Source organism: Hymenobacter sp. HDW8, from assembly GCF_011305775.1.
GTDB lineage: Bacteria > Bacteroidota > Bacteroidia > Cytophagales > Hymenobacteraceae > Hymenobacter > Hymenobacter radiodurans.
In genome coordinates this window covers 2,444,592-2,463,287 of record NZ_CP049907.1, presented here as the reverse complement: position 1 = coordinate 2,463,287, position 18,696 = coordinate 2,444,592, and the positions used below count along the sequence as shown (strand labels likewise).

General features: G+C 53.6%; 17 protein-coding genes. 7 read left to right on the top strand and 10 right to left on the bottom strand.

Annotated elements, in window-relative coordinates:
* Window positions 1-80: 80 nt before the first annotated feature.
* From G7064_RS10300 to G7064_RS10275, 6 genes are all read right to left on the bottom strand, one after another.
* Complete coding sequence (locus tag G7064_RS10300; protein ID WP_166073504.1) at window positions 81-914, bottom strand: DUF1206 domain-containing protein; 834 nt, start codon at window positions 912-914, stop codon at window positions 81-83.
* 54 nt (window positions 915-968) lie between these two features.
* Window positions 969-1,550, bottom strand: a complete 582-nt coding sequence (locus tag G7064_RS10295; protein ID WP_166073503.1) for a DNA-binding protein — start codon at window positions 1,548-1,550, stop codon at window positions 969-971.
* Window positions 1,551-1,694: 144 nt separating this feature from the next.
* Window positions 1,695-1,898 (bottom strand): CsbD family protein, encoded by a 204-nt coding sequence (locus G7064_RS10290; RefSeq protein ID WP_133271422.1) that lies wholly within the window; start codon window positions 1,896-1,898, stop codon window positions 1,695-1,697.
* 80 nt (window positions 1,899-1,978) lie between these two features.
* Window positions 1,979-2,587 carry a hypothetical protein gene (locus tag G7064_RS10285; RefSeq protein ID WP_166073502.1) on the bottom strand — a complete coding sequence of 203 codons (609 nt, stop codon included), beginning with the start codon at window positions 2,585-2,587 and terminating at the stop codon, window positions 1,979-1,981.
* Window positions 2,588-2,633: 46 nt separating this feature from the next.
* Window positions 2,634-3,197 (bottom strand): hypothetical protein, encoded by a 564-nt coding sequence (locus tag G7064_RS10280; protein WP_133271424.1) that lies wholly within the window; start codon window positions 3,195-3,197, stop codon window positions 2,634-2,636.
* A gap of 89 nt (window positions 3,198-3,286) precedes the next feature.
* Window positions 3,287-4,039, bottom strand: coding sequence for a hypothetical protein (locus G7064_RS10275; protein WP_166073500.1), 753 nt, complete (start codon window positions 4,037-4,039; stop codon window positions 3,287-3,289).
* Between the two features lie 202 nt (window positions 4,040-4,241).
* On the opposite strand from G7064_RS10275, the gene G7064_RS10270 reads away from it, so the two are divergent.
* Complete coding sequence (locus G7064_RS10270; RefSeq protein WP_166073499.1) at window positions 4,242-5,795, top strand: hypothetical protein; 1,554 nt, start codon at window positions 4,242-4,244, stop codon at window positions 5,793-5,795.
* A gap of 59 nt (window positions 5,796-5,854) precedes the next feature.
* Here the strand turns inward: G7064_RS10270 and G7064_RS10265 are convergent, their stop codons facing one another.
* On the bottom strand, window positions 5,855-6,139 hold the full coding sequence (locus tag G7064_RS10265; RefSeq protein ID WP_205711108.1) for a hypothetical protein: 285 nt from the start codon (window positions 6,137-6,139) through the stop codon (window positions 5,855-5,857).
* A gap of 229 nt (window positions 6,140-6,368) precedes the next feature.
* Between G7064_RS10265 and G7064_RS10260 the strand changes: the two genes are divergently transcribed.
* A complete protein-coding gene (locus G7064_RS10260; RefSeq protein ID WP_166073498.1) occupies window positions 6,369-6,770 on the top strand; it encodes a hypothetical protein in 402 nt (133 codons plus the stop codon).
* A gap of 153 nt (window positions 6,771-6,923) precedes the next feature.
* On the top strand, window positions 6,924-7,940 hold the full coding sequence (locus tag G7064_RS10255) for a hypothetical protein (protein ID WP_166073497.1): 1,017 nt from the start codon (window positions 6,924-6,926) through the stop codon (window positions 7,938-7,940).
* Window positions 7,941-7,975: 35 nt separating this feature from the next.
* Here the strand turns inward: G7064_RS10255 and G7064_RS10250 are convergent, their stop codons facing one another.
* Complete coding sequence (locus G7064_RS10250; RefSeq protein WP_133271428.1) at window positions 7,976-8,494, bottom strand: hypothetical protein; 519 nt, start codon at window positions 8,492-8,494, stop codon at window positions 7,976-7,978.
* Between the two features lie 406 nt (window positions 8,495-8,900).
* Here G7064_RS10250 and G7064_RS10245 point away from each other — a divergent pair, with 406 nt between their 5' ends.
* The 3 genes from G7064_RS10245 (at window position 8,901) to odhB (ending at window position 15,118) form a co-directional block, all read left to right on the top strand.
* Window positions 8,901-10,091 carry an L-dopachrome tautomerase-related protein gene (locus G7064_RS10245; RefSeq protein ID WP_166073496.1) on the top strand — a complete coding sequence of 397 codons (1,191 nt, stop codon included), beginning with the start codon at window positions 8,901-8,903 and terminating at the stop codon, window positions 10,089-10,091.
* A gap of 217 nt (window positions 10,092-10,308) precedes the next feature.
* The gene (locus tag G7064_RS10240; RefSeq protein ID WP_166073495.1) at window positions 10,309-13,164 is read left to right on the top strand and encodes a 2-oxoglutarate dehydrogenase E1 component; all 2,856 of its coding nucleotides are present in this window, start codon (window positions 10,309-10,311) and stop codon (window positions 13,162-13,164) included.
* Between the two features lie 166 nt (window positions 13,165-13,330).
* On the top strand, window positions 13,331-15,118 hold the full coding sequence (gene odhB, locus G7064_RS10235; protein WP_166073494.1) for a 2-oxoglutarate dehydrogenase complex dihydrolipoyllysine-residue succinyltransferase: 1,788 nt from the start codon (window positions 13,331-13,333) through the stop codon (window positions 15,116-15,118).
* A gap of 101 nt (window positions 15,119-15,219) precedes the next feature.
* Here odhB and G7064_RS10230 read toward each other — a convergent pair whose 3' ends face one another.
* Window positions 15,220-15,573: a group III truncated hemoglobin gene (locus tag G7064_RS10230; protein ID WP_133271432.1), complete on the bottom strand. Its 354-nt coding sequence runs from the start codon at window positions 15,571-15,573 to the stop codon at window positions 15,220-15,222.
* Window positions 15,574-15,766: 193 nt separating this feature from the next.
* Window positions 15,767-16,729, bottom strand: coding sequence for an EamA family transporter (locus G7064_RS10225; RefSeq protein ID WP_166073493.1), 963 nt, complete (start codon window positions 16,727-16,729; stop codon window positions 15,767-15,769).
* Window positions 16,730-16,865: 136 nt separating this feature from the next.
* Here G7064_RS10225 and G7064_RS10220 point away from each other — a divergent pair, with 136 nt between their 5' ends.
* Window positions 16,866-18,527: a M1 family metallopeptidase gene (locus tag G7064_RS10220; RefSeq protein ID WP_166073491.1), complete on the top strand. Its 1,662-nt coding sequence runs from the start codon at window positions 16,866-16,868 to the stop codon at window positions 18,525-18,527.
* Window positions 18,528-18,696: the final 169 nt, after the last annotated feature.

Genomic DNA, 18,696 nt, shown 5'->3' with positions numbered 1-18,696 from the left:
CTCATTGAAGCATATTATTCAATGGGAGAAGGGCCTTTCTATGGCAGATTGATAACCAGAAAAGCGCTTACAGAGATGACTTATACGCCGCGCAGCACGGGGTATTTAGCCTGCACCAGCATATACACACCATAGGCCATCAGACCCAAGGCGACAATGGCGAGCACAACGGGACCCATGCTGGCTAGCAAGTCGAAGGCACCTTCTGTACCCTGAGCTTTGCCTGAGTTAGACTGCATGGCGGCCTGCAGGAGGAAATAGCCGATAATTGCCATTACAATACCCCGAGCCGTGTAGCCAATCTGGCCCGTGCGAAATACGATCTGCTGCTGTTCGGCGGGGAGGCTGCTGCTATTCACATGCTTGGCAAACTTGCCCGAGTAGGCCCGGTAAATCTGGTACAGGCCTGCCCCAATAACACCTAGCGCAACGGCGCCAACCAGCCACTGACCATACGGCTGGTCCAATATTTTTGCCACTATCGACTGTTGGGTGCTGCCTCCACCATTGTCGGCGGCCCCGCCGCTGAATGCAGCCCGGCCCGCCGTATAGGCAATACCGGTATAAAGCAATCCACTACCTGCATAGCCCAATCTGCGAGCCAGACCCTTGGCGTCGGAGCCTTTGTCCTCCGTATCGCGAAAGGCCTGCACTAAGCGCCAGATAACGTAGCCTAGCAAGCCGAAGGCAACCAAGCCTAGGAGAAACCGACCAAAGGGCAGATCCTGGATGGTTTGCAGGGCCTGCTCTTTATCAGCTGTTTTGCCCCCCTGCGTACCCGTAGCGGCCATTACTGCAAGGGTACCCAACACAATATACACAACGCCTTTGGCTGCAAAGCCAAAACGGGCCAACGCTTTGATGCCCGACGAGGGGGAGTGAGGTAGAGAAGAAGTGAGTGAGGAAGTTGACATAGCTGGAAAGTAGAAAAAGAGCGGAAAGAAAGAACCAGGTGGAAACGGGCAACCCTAAGCACTCATCGAGTATAGAGTGGGCCCTCCCAGCAAACCTTCAGGTTGGTATAACTCGGCTCCGGCACGAAACAGGGGTTCGTTTTCGGCTAAGTCGAGGGTGAAGATTGGCTTGCCATCCAGGGCGCCGCTAAGAAATAAGCGCTCCAAATTGCCCCCCGCTGCCATGTACGGAATAAAGAATTGATCGGCCAATTCTGCAATCAGCAAATTGCGGATGTCAGCGGTTTCCTGAGTTATAGTGGTCAGTTCTTCTTCGAAGGGAGTGAGAAACAGCAGCCGGTCTGCCGCTAATTCTGCTTCATATTCCAGCCCCATATTCGTCCGCATACCTCGGCCGAGGGCATACACGATGGGTTGCTGCTCACCTTGCAGTAGATAGCGAAATACAGTTTGCTCCAGCAAGGAGTGAAAGCCGGACAGCACACAATGACTGTTCGTTCGTTGCTCCACAGCCCACAGACAAGTGGGATGCTCAATGTAGCCGGGATAGTTGCGGGAGCAAAGAAAAGCGGTCTTTGGAAGGGTCAGCAGGTCGAGGTTTCCCAAGGTGTGCAACTCTTCCGGGGCAATATTCATACGCGGAAGACTAGAGAAAACTGGCGGCTAAAAGCCTTACAGTCAAAATGAAAGCATAACGTAGCTGCGGAAAATAACAAAAGCCCCGCACTAGCTAGCTACAGCTGGTACGGAGCTTTTGTTATTAAAGGTCAACCGTGGGGGTTAAAAATTACGGCTAAACCAAGATTTTATTTCGTCGGCTGTCTTGCCCGCTTTCTGCTGCAGCTCGCCCAGCCATTCATCTTGCTTGCCTTCCTGATACTCCATATCATCGTCGGTGAGGTTGGCGTGCTCCTGCCGAAATTTACCTTTTACTTCATTCCAGTTGCCGCGGGCACGCCATTCGGTGCTTTTGTCAATATCCATTGTCGTAGGGCTTAAGGGTGGAAATGAACTACTTACCCTCTAGCTTACGCCTACTGCGCTGTAAAGTTGAGCTTAGGCCATTAGAAATGGGTGGTATTGGCCAGCGCAATGGTAATCCATATGGCCGCCCCGCTTATTAGCCCAACTCCAAAGCCAGCTGCTGCATTACCCAGTTTTTTTCGTTGTGCTTGCTTCTCGTAGCCACGGGCATAGTTTGGGTCATTCAGCAGAGTCTTGTCTGGCACGATAAGATTCTTGTCGTTGGGTGGTGAAGCAGCGATAGCAGCTCCAGCAGCCACACCACCTAGCCCACCGAGCACCGGAATGCTTATGGCAGTAGCACCGAAAGTACCCCAAAAAGCGCCTGGGGCTTTAAAATGCTTCCGGGCGTCTTCACGACCCTGCGTGGTCATCTCTTCTGGTGTGCGCCCCAATACCGACGCCGACTCTGGTTTGCTTATAAGCTCTTTGGTGCCATTAGCATACCGAATCAAGAAAACCTCGGCAGCCTGCATAAACAACGTGTCCGAACTTGGTGGCTCAGTGCTAGGGACATAAGATACCTCGGTAGGCGTAATGGCCAGCACGTGCACCTTTATTTCATCGCCATTGCGACGCAGGATTGTGTCTTGGGCTTGCGCGCGCAATGCGCTGCAGAGTAGTAAGTATGTGAGTAGAAAAAGACGCATATGAATAGCACGCTATAAGATGAGAGAAGTTAATTAAGTGTTGAAATCAATACGCGTTAAACAGGGCAGCTATAATAGCAACGGTTGCTACCGCCCCCGCAGCTATTCCTACGCCAAAGCCACCGGCTGCTTTGCCTAGCTTCTGCCGTTGGGCTTGCTTTTGATACCCACTCACATAGTTTGGGTCATTTAGTAATGCCTGATCAGGTACAATCATATTGTGACGTTTGGGTGGGGTAGCAGCAATGGCGGCGCCCGTCGCAATACCGCCTAGCCCATACGCTGGCGTACTTAAGAACGTAGCCCCGGCAGTACCCCAGAAAACGCCTGTGGCTTTAAAATACCTTCGCGCATCTTCTCTTCCTAAATCATTCATTTGCTGCGGAGTACGTTCCACTCCAGACGAAGGGGTAGTAGTTGCGGCAGTCACGATTTCTTTAGTGCCGTTGGCATAGCGAATCAGAAATACCTCGGTTGCAAGCAGATGTAGCGTGTCGGTGATAGGGGGCTCGGTGGTGGGTACGTAGGCTATTTGAGTGGGCGTGATAGCCAGCACTCGAGCCTTCACCTCGTCGCCGTTGGTTCGGAGAATAGTGTCTTGGGCGTGCACGCTTACTGTGACGCAAAAGAGAACGCAGCTAAGTAGAAAACAGCGCATGTTGGTAGTTATCAAGTAGTGAGGTAGAAAGAAGCATGCGCTTAGCGCCGACGCGAGTTAAAGCCGACCAACAGACTGAACCGGGCCCCTCCATTGCCGGGTACCACCGCGAAGTTCACCGGGAAGTTGATGCCATTCGAGCGGAAAGAGGTGCCGATAGCCAGCGCTACATTGGCGCTCACCGGGGTCAGATTCGGGCCCAATCCAAACTCAAACCCCTTTGGCCCCCTGATACCAACCAGCGCATTGATGCTCGGGATAAACTTGCCTTGCTCTAAGCCACCTATCAACGGCACAATTTCCAGTAGCCCGGCCGTGCCGTTGGGCATCCGGAAGATGCGGGTTTCAAACTGCCAGCCAAATTGGGTAATAAACGGGTTCAAATTGCGCAGATAGCTGCCCTCGCGTGCTTTATCCAGCACGCCTTGGGAGAGGATGGTAAACCCAATACGCGGGCCATTCAAATGCACTTCCTCGTAGGCCGACGCTTCATCGCCGGGCACCACGGGGCCAGGCGCTGGGGGTGAGCCAGCAATAATTTGGGGGGCATTTTGGTTGGGTCCCAGTACTTCCTTGGTGCCGTTGGCGTAGCGAATCATAAATACATCGGAGCGACGCACGGTGATAAGCGGACCGTCGGGGTTGTCGGTGCGCTTATAGCGCACTTCGGTAGGGGTTAGCTCCAGAACTTTGACCTGAAGCTCCTCACCATTTTGCTTAGTCAGTAGATCTTGGGCCTGCCCCGAAATGACCGTCATGGCCAGCACCAACAGAGAAAGTAGAAAGCGTTTCATATTAAATAGGCGGTGAAGTGAAATCCTGTCCGAAGGTGCCTACTTACCAGCTGAAAACACGAACCAATTTTTGCGATTATCAGACTTTTGAAACACTTATTTTATGTCGTAAAAATCTGATTTATAGTAATTATACACATTAGAAAATTAGACTTTACAAAAAGCCCCCCAACCGCTATATTTAGTTTTTCTATCTGACTCTATGGATGACTTACGCACGACGCTGGTCACTTTCTCGCCCGAAGACCGCAAAGAGTTTGGCCGCTTCGTGCAGCGACAGCGTAAAAAAGTGAATGGTCGCATGGACTCGCGCCTCTACGAGCTGCTGCTGCATGCTAAAGCATATTCAACTGAGGACCTACTCGCCAAGCTATATCCTGATGAGCCTAATGCAGTAGCTTACTATGCCTTGCGCAAGCGCCTGATGCGCCACCTCACCGATTTTTTGCTGCTGCGCCAGCGTCAGCTCGACCCCACGGCGGCATCGTCGGTGCGCGGCCAACTCACGCTGGCGCAGTACCTTTTTGACGTAGGCGTACCCCGCCTAGCCTGGAATATTCTGCGCAAAGCCGAAAAGCTGGCTCACCAGAACGAGCAGTATGAATTGCTAAACACTATTTATAATCTCCAGATTGCCCAGGCCAGCAGCGAATATGCCGATGAACTGACAGACATCATTCGCCGGCGGAACCACAATAAAAAGGCGGCCGACGAAGAGGAGCGCGCCGGTATTGCCGATAGTCTCATTCGGGAGCGGCTGCGCCAAGCCCGCAGCCGGGGCCGGGCCGGCGAGGCCTTCGATGGAATTATGCGCGACGTGCTACGCGAGTATGATTTGCAGGAAGCGTTTGCGCGCAGTCCGTCGTTGCTGTACCGCCTCATGTCCATTGCCCGCAGCTCCATGCTGGTGCGCCGCGACTTTGTGTCGTTTGCGCCGTTTGTGCGCCGCTGCTACACGCTTATGGAAAAGCGCCACGGCTTTCGGCCCGCCCACCGCTATTACCAGCTAGGGCTGCTTTATATGATTGCGCACGCCCTGTACCGCTCGCGCCGCTTCACCGAGTCGGTGGCTTACCTGGAGCAATTGCGGGCGGCGCTCTACGCTGGCTCGCGCAGCTACATGGCCGATTTTTATCCGAAATACATCTTCCTGCTGGCTGCTAACTACTCCTTTCTGCGCCGTAATGCCGAGAGTATCAGCTTGCTGGAAAACTTGTTGCAGGGCCGCGAAGTAGCCTTGTCGGCTGCCGACCAGCTCACGGCGCGGCTAGGATTGGGCTTTCACTACTTCGCCGAAAACCAGTTTGCCAAAACCAACCAGGTGCTCATCGGCATTGGCCGCTCCGATCATTGGTGCGAGCAGAAAATGGGCGTGGAATGGGTGTTCAACAAAAACATGGGCGAGATGCTGGTGCAACTCGAACTCGGCAACTCCGACCTCGCCCTGAACCGCCTGCGCGCCATTGAGCGGGGCTTCCGAGAACGATTCGGCGAGGGCGGCCCATATCAATATGTGCTTTGCTACCTGAATTTGGTGCGCGAAATTCTGGACGACCCCACCGCTTGCCGTCACCCTCGCTTTCTGGAGCGAGTTAGCCAGATGGCGGATGCCGTGCCCCTGGATAGCGAGCGGGAAGACCTACATGCCATGAGCTTCTACGCCTGGCTCAAGGCCCGCGCTTTGGGTCGACCTTACTATGACGTGCTGATGGAACTGTCCGGCGCTGGTCAGGCGCAGGAAAAAGAAATAGTATGAGCAATAAAAAAGCCCCCCAGACCGAGTCTGGGGGCTTTTTTGTGAGCTAAAAGGCAGAACTAGTCTTTCTTAGCAGGAACTTCTTCTACAAGCTTGTCAGCTTCTTTGTTCTGAACAACGGCAGTATCGCCAGCCTCAGGAGCAACTTCAGCTTTCACGTCAGCAGCAGCGTTGTCGGTTGCGTTTTCAACGGCGTCGCCAGCGTTTTCAACATTGGTAGCAGCATCGGTAGCAGCACCTTCGGCAGTAGCTTCAGCGCTTTTCTCAGTGCTCTCGGAGCAAGAAGCAAGAGCGAAAGGAGCGAAAGCGGCTAAAACGAGCAGAGATTTGAAAGAGAATTTCATGGCTAAAAGGAGTATGTCGTGTGAATAGATACAGGCTTCATACCCCTATCCACTAGAAAGTAACCCGCTGCCGCGCTAAAATTTCTAAAAAAGGGAACATAAGCAGCGTAGGAGATGCTCCTTGACTATGGTAAGGCCTGCACCGCGACCAACACGAGTTTAAGCTTAACTTTTAGGTGCTGATGCCAGTATAGCAAGAACGTTCTTTCCTGACTTGCCTTTCTGACCTATGGATTCCACCGCCCAAACCCCCCAAACTCCTCCCACGCCTACCATTCCGCTCGGCGTAACCGATCAGCAGAACGCCGCGCTCCTCGATGATACGCTGAAGCTGCTCAACGGCGGTGTTCCCGACCAAGCCGACAAGCATGGGTTGGCTGAAATTGACCGCTGGATAGAGGTACTCAGCGCTTCAGAGCGCACTGGCCTGGCCAAAATACTTCAGGAGATGAAAACCCTGCGCGAGCAGTTAATCGATAGCGATACCGAGAACCACGCCATCGCCGAAACGCTGGCGACATTGGGCGCCGAAGCCAATAAAGTGGCCGATGAAAGCAACAATCACTTCACCGCTTCTCTCAATCATTTAGGGAAAGTACTGATTAAGCTAGGCTCGTCGCTGTCGCGATAAATATCGCTTTACTCACATAAAAAAGCCCCCCAACAGTAGTCTGGGGGGCTTTTTTATGTGAGTAACTCTGCAAAAACCAGGTGTGCGTTGGCACTAGGAGCAGCAACACGCGAGCCAGTACCTATTTTTGCAGCCTCCATTTCCTTGTACTCTATGTCAACCACCGCACCGTCCGACCTCACGCTTTACGATCCGTTTGCCCGGATGCAGTTTGGCGACCAACACTGCTTTTTGTGCGGTTCGCCCACCGATCCGGCCACCGATTCGGTAGCAGTATTTGCGGACTGGCTGCAGGAGCGTTACGGTTTGGCGGAGCGGCAGATTCTGCTGCTCGACCAGAGTATCCGCTTCTACAAAGAGCTGCGTATTCCGTGCTGTCCGCGGTGTCGTACCCAATACGTTGAGCCCCTGGAGGCGCAAATGCAGGAAACGGCCAAGCTAGGCTTAGCCGGCTGGCAGGCGCTGCCCGAAAAAACGCTGTTTCTGTGGTTAGGGAAAATGTTCTACGGCATTCTGACTACCGAACTGCTCACCGAACTCGACCCCTTAGTAAAGCCGCGCTACCCGCTCGCCGAGAATGCGCAGATGTTCCGCCGATTCCAAGCGTTCTTTCAAACGTTTCAGGCCCTGCGCGTGCCCATCGAGTTTGAAGACTTCACACCGGCTTCCATCTTTATTCTGGAAACCGCCCCGCATGAAGACACCATTGCCTTTGAGTATGACGACGACCTGACCACCATGGTGTTCAGTATTAAGCTCGATAATGTGGTGCTGATGGCTTGCCTGATGGATAATGGTATCATTCGGCAGGCCATGCGCCAGGTGGTTGCCGACGCACAGCGTCCGCTTCACCCTATTCAGGTGGCCGAGTTCAAAGCTCGCGTGTACTATGCGGCCTATCTGTTCGGCGTGATACCCGATTACTTTGTGCGTCCGCAGCGACCCGGCGACCAGCACCTGACCTACGATACGCTCATCGACGACGTGACGGGGGGCATTTTTGCACCTTGGCTAAACTCCGCCTACGCACAGTCATTGCAGGAAATGTGGAAGCGTTGGCAAATCCCCTATACCGCTATTCTAAGCGACCAGGATGAGCCGTTAAGCTTTCTGTATCAGCCCGATGGGAAGCCCCGCGAGATGACAATCTATGCACCTGATTCAGAATAAAAACAGGTAAGTCGGGGGATTTTTGGGTGGGTAGCTTAGCTAGCCTGCCACTGTAGTTCGGGCTTAGCCACGCGACTGATGCGTACGTTGTCCCACTTGCCGTAAAGCTTTTCGTCTTTATGCACCAGCAAATCGATGGTACGGCGCAGACGGCGATTCATCGTATCGTGTAGCACATACACGCCATCGAGCTTAGGAGAAATACCGGTAACGTGCACTAAGTCACCGTATTCGAATTTGCCACCGTTCTGCTTAAGCATGTCGCGCGATAAAGCTATCCAGCGGTCTTTGCTGGAATGATTGCGCTTGATGCGAGAATTATCAGCTGTAATTAGTGGATCAGAGTCGGTTTGTCCGGGCTCGGCCCAATATACGGTGGCCGTTACTTTATAACCGGGTAAGCGACGGGGTAAAACAGCAGCTACGGGTGCTGGTGAGTCAAATATAATGTGCCGGGGTGTCAGGTTGGCAACAGCGGGGGTAAGCGGAAGGGGAGCGGAGGTACTGGTTTGGGGAGGAAAAAGGAAGGTTAAGATGAATAACGCAATAGACATGACAGTTGATCTGGTGACTCTTCTACTCGCCCGAAGAGGATGGGCCGCCCGCGCATTTATACGGACGAAAAGTTCTAACCCTCACTTATCGCAAAAGGTTGCAACCCCTTCTAGTTAGTAGACGAGTAGTGGCTTGAAGGGGATGAAATGGCTGTTTTTAGCAGTAAATAAATTTATAATTGACTCAATCTAATATTTATTGATTGGTTTAGCGCTATCGCCCCCAAATCTTATAAGTGACAGGAGAAGGCGTTGCCCAAACTGGCTCAAGCCTGATACGCTGGCAGTGAAGGACAGAACCAGAGAAAAACCTGGCCTCTTTGGAGCCGTAAGCAAGCCTAGCCCGACGACAAGGTACCGGGTACTTACTCACCAAAGCATCCTGCACATTTCTACTCTTATCACTATGAATATTACTGCTTCGTCTGCGCTATGGCGTACCGCTACCTCACTCTGCACCTCATTGTTATTAATAGGTGGAGCTAGTTGCTCATCGCCTTCGGGTGAAACGGCCTCCACTGGAACCAACTCAGACTCTACGGCTACTAGCCAAGCCGTTGCCCCCGCCAACTCGCCGCTTCAAGTAGTAGCTGAGTTTCGCGAGCCTCAGATTGTAGGAGTGGCCGTCGCGCCCGATGGGCGAGTATTTGGCGTTTTTCCGCGGTGGGACAATAATCCTGTTAATCCCATTGCAGTCGTTGGAACTGATGGCTCCGTGAAGCCTTATCCCGATGCCAACTGGTGTATGTGGAATGACTCGGTGCGCAATGAGCCCCAAAAGCACTGGATCTGTCCGCAGAGTGTACACGTCGATCAGGCTGGTATGCTATGGGTGCTCGATCCGGCCGCGCCCGGTCTGAAAGCTACTGTGCCTGGCGGCCCTAAGCTGGTTAAGATTGATCCTAAAACCAATAAGGTTGTACAGAACATCAGTTTTCCGGCATCAGTAGCACCCCGTAAGTCTTATCTGAATGACGTGCGCATTGACACCCAGCGCAACTTCGCTTACATCACCGAGTCAGGCATGGGAGCCATTGTAGTAGTCGACTTGAAAAATGGTAGCTCCCGTCGACTGTTGGCCGATCACCCGTCTGTGCATCCAGAGCCGGGCCTAACCTTGAAAGCAGACGGCCACCCCATGATTGATCCGATGGGTAAGCCTATGGCTCTGCACGCCGATGGTATTGCCCTAAGCCGAGATGGTGAATACTTATATTGGTCACCACTAACCAGTCATTCACTTTATCGCATCAAAACCGAGGCACTTCGCAACGCCGCGCTATCCTCAACTCAACTAGGTAACCAAGTAGAGAAAGTAGGCACTATTCCCGCCACCGACGGTATGGAAATCGATGCTAAAAACAACGTTTATCTAACGTCTTTTGAAAACAACGCCATCGTGCGGCGTACGCCGGCTGGTAAGCTGGAAACAATAGCGAAGGAGCCGCGCTTGCAGTGGCCCGACACTTATGCGATTACCGCTAATGGCGACTTGTATTTTACAACTTCAGCCATTCACAAAACGCCTACCTGGAATAAAGGAGTAGGTAAGCAGGATCAGCCTTACCGCATTTTCAAGACAGTTCTTCCGCAATAATTGCTGGGTTGTATTAGCTTATTTATTAAAGCCTTTCCTCACTTTGAGGAAGGGCTTTCCTTTTATTTTGAATAGATTGGCTTCACCGCAAAGCGTAACGATTGCGGTCTAAAAAGTAATCGGTTGAATTACAGGCGTATTTGTAGAACCGAATATGGGTTTTTAGCTTTGTACTAAGCTGTATACATTTGCCCTGACTCACTTAGCTCCTTTACAGATGGACGCTTACTCTTACATCGCCAATGCCCACGGCGACTATATAGATCAGCTTTACAAAACGTATCAGCAAGATCCGGAATCGGTTGATTTTGGCTGGCGTAAGTTTTTTGAAGGCTTCGATTTTTCCCAACAGTTTACCGACGGTGACAGCCAAACCGCTCAGCCTGCGGGCTCAGGGGTGCTAAACGCGTCTGCTTCTACTACTGAAGCAGAGGCAGTCCGTGCTGTGGACACAGTAGCCGCCGATAAGGAAACGCAGGTTCGTAACCTGATTCACGCTTTCCGTAGCCGGGGGCATCTGCGGGCACGTACCAACCCGGTGCGCGAGCGCAAAGACCGCAAAGCCCGTCTCGACATCGCTGATTTTGGCCTAAGCGAAGCCGACCTTGATACTTCGTTCAAGAATGGAGAGCTATTAGGGCTGGGGACTAGCGCAAAATTGCGCGACATCGTGGCGGCGCTGGAGAAGATATATACCCGCACGATCGGCTTCGAGTATATGTACATCCGTGACCCCCAAATTCTGGACTGGTTCCGGGATAAGGTGGAGAAGGATTCATTAAGCTTTAACCCCGGTATTGAGTACAAGAAGCGCATTCTGCGGAAGCTGAATGAAGCGGTAGTATTCGAGAACTTCCTGCATACCAAGTTCTTGGGGCAGAAGCGCTTCTCGCTGGAAGGTGGCGAAACCACTATTCCCGCTTTGGATGCCATCATCAACAAAGCGGCCGATTTAGGGGTGCGCGAAGTGATGATCGGTATGGCCCACCGCGGTCGCCTGAATGTGCTGGCCAACATCATGGGCAAGACCTATGAGCAAATCTTCTCGGAGTTTGAAGGCACTGCCGTACCCGACTTGACCATGGGCGACGGGGACGTGAAGTACCACATGGGCTACTCATCGGAAGTAGACACGGAAGCTGGGCACAAAGTAAACCTGAAATTGGCCCCCAATCCATCACACTTGGAGGCAGTTAATCCAGTGGTTGAAGGTTTTGTGCGGGCTAAAATTGAGCATCAGTACAGCGACGATTATCATCAGATTCTGCCTATTCTAATTCATGGTGACGCCGCTTTGGCGGGCCAGGGAATTGGCTATGAGCTAACCCAGATGTCATTGCTGGAGGGCTACAAGACCGGTGGCACTATTCACTTCGTTATTAATAACCAAGTTGGTTTCACCACCGACTTTGAGGATGCTCGCTCTAGCATCTACAGCACGGACTTAGCTAAGATTATTGATGCGCCGGTGCTACACGTGAATGGCGACGATCCGGAAGCTGTGGTATTTGCCGTGCGATTAGCCACCGAGTATCGTCAGCAGTTCCACGCCGATATCTTTATTGATATGGTGTGCTACCGCCGTCATGGCCACAATGAGTCGGACGAGCCCAAGTTTACCCAGCCTACGCTCTACAACATCATCAGCAAGCACCAAAACCCGCGTGAGGTGTACAACACCATGCTCGTGCAGCGCGGTGACGTAGATGCGGAGCTAGCTAATCAGATGGACCGCGAGTTCCGGGAGATGCTGCAGGCTCGCCTGGATATGGTGAAGCAGAAGCCATTGCCTTACAACTATCAGGCTCTCGAAAATGAGTGGCGCAATTTGCGTCGGGCGAAAACCGAAGACTTTGAGCAGTCGCCCGAAACGGGCATCAACGAGGAGGCAATTGCCAAAGTTGGCAGGGCACTGACTACGCTTCCCGAAGGATTCCGCCCCCTGAAGCAGATTGAGAAGCTGATGGAAGAACGTCGTAAGATGTTCTTTGAAACGCGAATTCTGAACTGGGCCGCGGCTGAGCTGCTGGCGTATGGTTCCTTGCTGCAGGAGCAGCATATTGTGCGGGTAAGCGGCCAGGATTGCCAACGCGGCACTTTCTCGCACCGCCATGCCGTATTGCACGACGCGGAGACTTCAGCGCCTTATAACTCATTAAACCACATTGGGGAAGGACAGGAGAAGCTTCGGATCTTCAACTCTTTGCTGAGTGAATACGCTGTATTGGGCTTCGAATTCGGCTACGCTATGGCCAACCCCACGGCTCTTGTAGTGTGGGAAGCACAATTTGGTGATTTCGCCAACGGCGCCCAGACGATGATCGACCAATTCATTGTGTCGTCGGAGAGTAAGTGGCAGCGGATGAATGGAGTGGTGATGCTGTTGCCCCACGGCTACGAAGGTCAAGGGCCAGAGCACTCCAACGCCCGCCCGGAGCGCTTCCTGCAGCTTGCTGCTGAGAATAATATTGTGGTGGCCAACATTACCACACCAGCCAACTTCTTCCACGCCCTGCGTCGGCAGTTGACGTGGAGCTTCCGCAAGCCGCTGGTGGTGATGTCGCCCAAGTCGATGCTGCGCCATCCGCTGTGCGTGTCGCCGGTAGAAGAGTTTACGGGGGGCAATTTCCGCGAAGTACTCGGTGATGTGTATGCTGATGCTAAGAAGGTAAAGCGCGTATTGCTGTGCTCCGGCAAAGTATACTTCGACTTGCTGGAAGAGCAGCAAAAGTCTCAGCACAAAGACGTTGCTATCGTGCGTTTGGAGCAGTTGCATCCTTTCCCCCAGAAGCAACTGAACGTAGAGCTAGCCAAGTATCCGAAGGCTAAAGTATATTGGGTTCAGGAAGAGCCCGAAAACATGGGTTACTGGAACTACATGCTCCGCTTCATGCGCCGCGAGTTGGAAGACGTAATTGCCCGCAAGCCTTCGGCTTCGCCAGCTACCGGCTACAACAAGGTGCACGTAAAAGAGCAGAAGGATATTGTGGCCCGCGCTTTCGGCATCGCATCTGCTGAGGTCGACGCCGAAAATATCAAAGGCACCGTAGAAGTAGCAAAGAAGCAGGACTAATGAAGTGCGCGAACCATCCGTTCGCGCACTCAGCAAGTGCGTCGAAAAAGCCCCCCAGCCGTGAATTTTCAACGTAATTGGCTTTTTGTTTCAGCAGTAATGGTGGCAGCGAGTACGTCAGTCACCTAGATTATCACTCTCCCGAAACTCTTCAATCGTTCCACCTATGGGTCTGGAAATTAAAATCCCCGCCGTCGGCGAATCTATCACCGAAGTGACCATTGCCAAATGGCTCAAAAGCGACGGCGCGGCCGTGAAGCGCGACGAAGTTATTGCCGAGCTGGAATCAGACAAGGCTACCTTTGAGCTGCCTGCCGAAGCAGATGGTACACTGCAAATTTTGGTAGCTGAGGGCGAAACGATTGGTATCGGCACCGTCATCGCCAACATTGGCGGCGAAGGCAATGGTGCGGCACCCGCCGCTGGTAGCGCAACTCCAAGCAAGGAAGCCACCCTGGCTCAGCCTCAGGCTGACCCCGTAGCGCCAGGCCAAAAGGAGTCGGGCAACAACGGCAGCCAAGGCTCAGCGGCTGAAAAAGGCCCCCAGACTGCCAAAGATCCGATTACCCAAGGCGAGCAAAATCCTCAGGCGAGTGACCAATCAGGTTATGGCGGTTCAACTGCTGGCTCAGCCGATAAGCCGACTGCACCGGCCGCGGGCGGTGCCGCTCCAGCTACTGGCGGTGGCGAGGTGAAAGAGATGAAGATTCCGGCCGTGGGCGAGTCCATCACGGAGGTAACGGTAGCCAAGTGGCTGAAAGCCGATGGCGCCCAAGTAGAGCGCGACGAGGTAATTGCCGAGCTGGAATCAGATAAAGCAACGTTTGAGCTGCCTGCCGAGGCCGCTGGCACCTTGCGCCACGCGGCTCAAGAAGGCCAGACAATTGCCATCGGGACGGTTATCGCCCGCATCGAAGGCGGGAGCGGCGCCACTGCGGGAGCAGCTCCGGCTGCCTCAGCACCAGCGGCCGCTCAGTCCACAAGTTCAGCGCCGGCACAGCCTGCCGCTGCCGCCGCTTCGGGTAGCGCTACGTATGCAACGGGTACCCCTTCGCCGGCTGCTGGCAAAATTCTCGGTGAGAAAGGTATTGCCGCCACTGACGTACAAGGTACCGGCCGCGACGGACGCATAACCAAGGAAGACGCGCAAAATGCTCAGGCTCGGCCGGCTGCTCCGGCTCCTCAAGCGCCGGCGGCTACACCTGCAACTAGTACACAGCCAGCCGCTTCTGCCAGCGCTCAACCAGCCGGAGAACGGAATCAGCGCCGCGAGCGAATGAGCAACCTGCGCAAGACCGTAGCGCGCCGCTTAGTAGCAGTGAAAAATGAAACGGCTATGCTCACCACTTTCAACGAGGTGGATATGCAGCCCATCATGGATCTGCGCACGAAGTACAAAGACAAGTTCAAGGAGAAGCATCAGGTTGGCTTGGGCTTTATGTCTTTCTTCACGAAAGCCTGCTGCGTAGCGCTGAAAGAATTTCCCTCGGTAAATGCTCAGATCGACGGAACCGACATCGTATTCAACGATTTCTGCGACGTAAGCATCGCGGTATCAGCGCCGAAGGGCTTGGTGGTGCCAGTGATTCGCAACGCGGAACAGCTGTCATTCGAAGGCATTGAGCGCGAAGTGGTACGCTTGGCCGGTAAGGCTCGCGATAATAAGCTCACCATTGAGGAAATGACCGGCGGCACATTTACTATCACCAACGGCGGCATTTTTGGCTCAATGATGAGTACGCCCATTATAAATGCCCCCCAGTCGGCTATTCTGGGTATGCACAACATTGTGCAGCGCCCTGTAGCCGTGAACGGGCAAGTAGTGATCCGGCCCATGATGTACCTAGCCCTGAGCTACGACCACCGCATCATCGACGGCCGCGAGTCGGTCTCGTTCCTAGTGCGCGTGAAAGAGCTGCTGGAAGACCCAACGCGTCTGCTTTTAGGCGTTTAAGTCATTCTGTGCAAACGTAAAAAAGCCCCCCAACAATGTGTTGGGGGGCTTTTTTTATACTAATTGAACTACAAAAATATGGTTGTGGAAAGGGCGGAAAGCTACTCGACGGTGACGGCAATAGTTTGAGCTTTCACCTTGGCTTCTTCGGCCTTAGCACCCGCAAAATTCTCTTCCACGGCCTTATTGAACAAGCCAATCCACTGGCGCTGGTAAGGGCCACGGGCTGGCATAGCTAGTTGTTGGGGAATGGGCTGACCCGTGCGGTTGGCCCGGCCAAACAGGGTGCTGCTCCAGTAGTCGTAGAGCGACGTAAGATGGTTGGGCCAATGCACCGCGGCCACCGCGCTAAAGATGGGTGAGAGCAACGCATCTTGGTTTACCTTTTGGCAGAAGCAATCCACCAAAACCTTGATGTCACCTTCGGTACGGATGTCGGGAAGAGCAGTTGGCATAAGTAGCTAGATAGCAGTGGGGTGATACATACGACAAGATTCCGACACCGTTGCCCCGCTACTTTAAGCGTGACGAGTGCCCATGGTAAACATACATAATCTGAGATTATTAATTCAATTTAATGTTAAATAAATGATACTGTTGAGCCGTGAAAGCGAGCTATTAGCCTGATACAAGCACTTTATTGGCCTATCACTTTTTTTCAAGCTCAAAAGGTTCATTTTCCACTTCTTTGGGTTGCGCTTTCCGGCCACCGAGCACTACTAGCATCACCGCTATTACAATCAGCGCCGCGCCGCCGAGCATATTTATATTGAGCACTTCCCCTCCAAAAGCCCAGCCTAGCAGCACTGCTACTACCGGGTTCACGAAGGCATACGTACCGGCCAGCGCAGGCTCTACTGCTCGCAACAGCCAGATATAAGCGGTGAAGCCCACAATGGAGCCAAACGTAACCAGATACACGTAGGCGCCCCACGATTTGGCCGTCACTTGCGCCAGGTCGAAGCCATTGGCTTCGCCTCGTATCAGGCCTACTACCAGCATAACTAAGCCTCCACAAATCATCTGCATTCCGCCTGCTACAAAAGGGGAGGGAGCCGCCTGTTTTTTCTTGGAATACAACGAGCCAATGGCCCATAGTAGGGCCGCTGTGAGCACCATAGCAATGCCGATTCCCTGCCGCCCCGGCAAGGCAACGTGGGAAGCGCCCGGGTGGCTCGCCAACAAATAAACGCCCCCCAGACCGATCACCAAGCCCAAGGATACCAGCGCGGTAGGTCGCTGCGATACACCGCTCAGCCAACCTAACAAAGCCAGAAACATGGGCACGGTAGCTACCAGCAGAGAAGCCATACCCGTCGGGATATACTGCTCGCCCAGGGTCACGCCGCCGTTGCCGAAGCCCAGCAAGCATATCCCGATAATAAAGGCGGTAAGCCAACCCTGAGCGCTGGGGCGCGGGGCTCCGCGCAGGCGCATAAAACCGTACAGCAGCGCCCCGGCCAGCGCGTAGCGCGTACCCGCCATCAGCAAAGGCGGTATGGAGTCGATAGCGAAGCGGATACCCAAGTAAGTGGAGCCCCAGATAATATATACCGCCGCAAAAGCAAGCACCAGTGCTAAACGGGTAGGGGAAGTAGTAGAAGTCGACATGAAACGAAGCGAGAATGAGGCTGCAAACCTACGCTGGTTTTGGCGGGGCTGCCAGCTAAACCCTAGTACGAAGTTCCCGGCTTGCAGCGTTTCAGCCAGGATGGCGTTCTTTGCCACGTACTCCAACTACTCTGCTGTGCGTTCTATCTTTCTGCTCCTTCTCGCGGCCTTGCTGAGCTGTTCGCTCGGGGCCTCGGCCCAACTGCTGCAACCCAAGCCAGCTTTCACCCGCGCCGACTCCCTGCGCGGCGCCCTCACGCCCCTGCGCACCTGCTACGATATCAACTATTACCACCTCGATGTAAAGCTGGATGTAGCTAACAAGTCTATCAGCGGCTCCAACCTGTTTTACTTCACCGCTACTCAAGATTTCACGCGTCTGCAGTTTGATCTGTTTGCCAATCTGAAGGTGGATAAGGTAGAGTACCAAGGCAAGTCAGTGCCCTACACGCGGGAGGCCAATGCTGTATTTGTCACTTTTCCGGCTCCTATTCAAAAAGGAAGTCGGGCCGAGTTTCGGGTGTTTTATTCGGGGAAGCCTACAGTGGCCAAAAATGCCCCCTGGGATGGCGGCTTCGTGTTTACCCAGGATAGTAAAGGTAGGCCATGGGTGGCCACCGCCTGCCAGGGCGTAGGCGCCAGCATCTGGTGGCCTACAAAAGACCATCAAGCCGACGAGGTAGACAGCATGCTGATCAGCGTGACGGTACCCAAAGGCCTCAAGGATATCTCAAATGGGCGGCTGCGCAAAACCACCAAGCTCAAGGGTGGCGCTACCCGCTTCGACTGGTTTGTAAACAACCCCATCAACAACTACGACGTGGCCCTCAACGTGGCCGACTACACCCATTTTGCGGATGAGTACACCGGCGAAAAAGGTAAGCTAACCCTCGACTATTGGGTGCTACCTGAGAACCTGGCCAAAGCCAAAACGCAGTTCGCGGCCAACGTAAAGCCTATGCTCAAGGCCATGGAAAACTGGTTTGGCCCCTATCCATTCTATGAGGATGGCTTTAAGCTGATAGAAACGCCGCACTTAGGCATGGAGCACCAAAGCGCCGTGGCGTATGGCAACAAGTACCAGAACGGCTACCTCGGCGCCGACCGCTCGGCTACGGGCTGGGGGCTGAAGTGGGACTTCATCATTATTCACGAAAGCGGCCACGAGTGGTTTGGCAACAACATCACCAGCAAGGACATTGCGGATATGTGGATTCACGAAAGCTTCACCACCTACTCCGAAGCCTTATTCGTGGAAACCCAGTTTGGCAAGCCGGCCGGTCAGCAATACATCCACGGACAGCGTCGCAACATCCGCAACGACAGCCCTATTATCGGGCCCTACGAGGTAAATCGGGAGGGCTCGTCGGATATGTATGACAAGGGCAGCAACCTGCTCAATATGATCCGTACGGCCTACATCCCCGACGACGCCAAATGGCGCGAGCTGCTGCGCGGCCTGTCCAGCACCTTCTACCACCAAACCGTGACGACCGACCAGATCATTGCTTACTTCAACAAGCAAACCGGCCAAGATCTCACACCTGTTTTCGACCAATACCTCCGCCATTCGGCCCTGCCTACGCTAGAAGTACGCTTTGAAGAAGGTAAAGCCCTGGCCCGCTGGATTGCCAACGTGCCCGGCTTTGTGCTGCCTATTCGGGTGCGCTCAAAAGGTGGTGAATACAGTACAGTACCGCTCATTACTTCCTTCCAGCCGCTAAACCTGCCGGGCCTCACTAAAAACAACCTGGAAGTAGACACCGAAAACTATTACATCGGTGTGCTGGTGGAATAAGAGCGTGTCCGGAAAAGGCGGTCATGCAGAGCGCAGCGAAGCAGCTCGCGTGCTGATGTTGCCACACTATCTGTCATGCGGAGCTGGTCGAAGCATCTCTACTGGTTTGTATTCTCAACGAAGCGGGAGAGATGCTTCGACCAGCTCCGCATGACAGTTACTAGCACAA

Coding starts and splice junctions, on each gene's coding strand:
- G7064_RS10300 (WP_166073504.1), bottom strand. CDS start 914: ATGTCAACTTCCTCACTCACTTCTTCTCTACCTCACTCCCCCTCGTCG.
- G7064_RS10295 (WP_166073503.1), bottom strand. CDS start 1,550: ATGAATATTGCCCCGGAAGAGTTGCACACCTTGGGAAACCTCGACCTG.
- G7064_RS10290 (WP_133271422.1), bottom strand. CDS start 1,898: ATGGATATTGACAAAAGCACCGAATGGCGTGCCCGCGGCAACTGGAAT.
- G7064_RS10285 (WP_166073502.1), bottom strand. CDS start 2,587: ATGCGTCTTTTTCTACTCACATACTTACTACTCTGCAGCGCATTGCGC.
- G7064_RS10275 (WP_166073500.1), bottom strand. CDS start 4,039: ATGAAACGCTTTCTACTTTCTCTGTTGGTGCTGGCCATGACGGTCATT.
- G7064_RS10270 (WP_166073499.1), top strand. CDS start 4,242: ATGGATGACTTACGCACGACGCTGGTCACTTTCTCGCCCGAAGACCGC.
- G7064_RS10265 (WP_205711108.1), bottom strand. CDS start 6,139: ATGAAATTCTCTTTCAAATCTCTGCTCGTTTTAGCCGCTTTCGCTCCT.
- G7064_RS10260 (WP_166073498.1), top strand. CDS start 6,369: ATGGATTCCACCGCCCAAACCCCCCAAACTCCTCCCACGCCTACCATT.
- G7064_RS10255 (WP_166073497.1), top strand. CDS start 6,924: ATGTCAACCACCGCACCGTCCGACCTCACGCTTTACGATCCGTTTGCC.
- G7064_RS10250 (WP_133271428.1), bottom strand. CDS start 8,494: ATGTCTATTGCGTTATTCATCTTAACCTTCCTTTTTCCTCCCCAAACC.
- G7064_RS10245 (WP_166073496.1), top strand. CDS start 8,901: ATGAATATTACTGCTTCGTCTGCGCTATGGCGTACCGCTACCTCACTC.
- G7064_RS10240 (WP_166073495.1), top strand. CDS start 10,309: ATGGACGCTTACTCTTACATCGCCAATGCCCACGGCGACTATATAGAT.
- odhB (WP_166073494.1), top strand. CDS start 13,331: ATGGGTCTGGAAATTAAAATCCCCGCCGTCGGCGAATCTATCACCGAA.
- G7064_RS10230 (WP_133271432.1), bottom strand. CDS start 15,573: ATGCCAACTGCTCTTCCCGACATCCGTACCGAAGGTGACATCAAGGTT.
- G7064_RS10225 (WP_166073493.1), bottom strand. CDS start 16,729: ATGTCGACTTCTACTACTTCCCCTACCCGTTTAGCACTGGTGCTTGCT.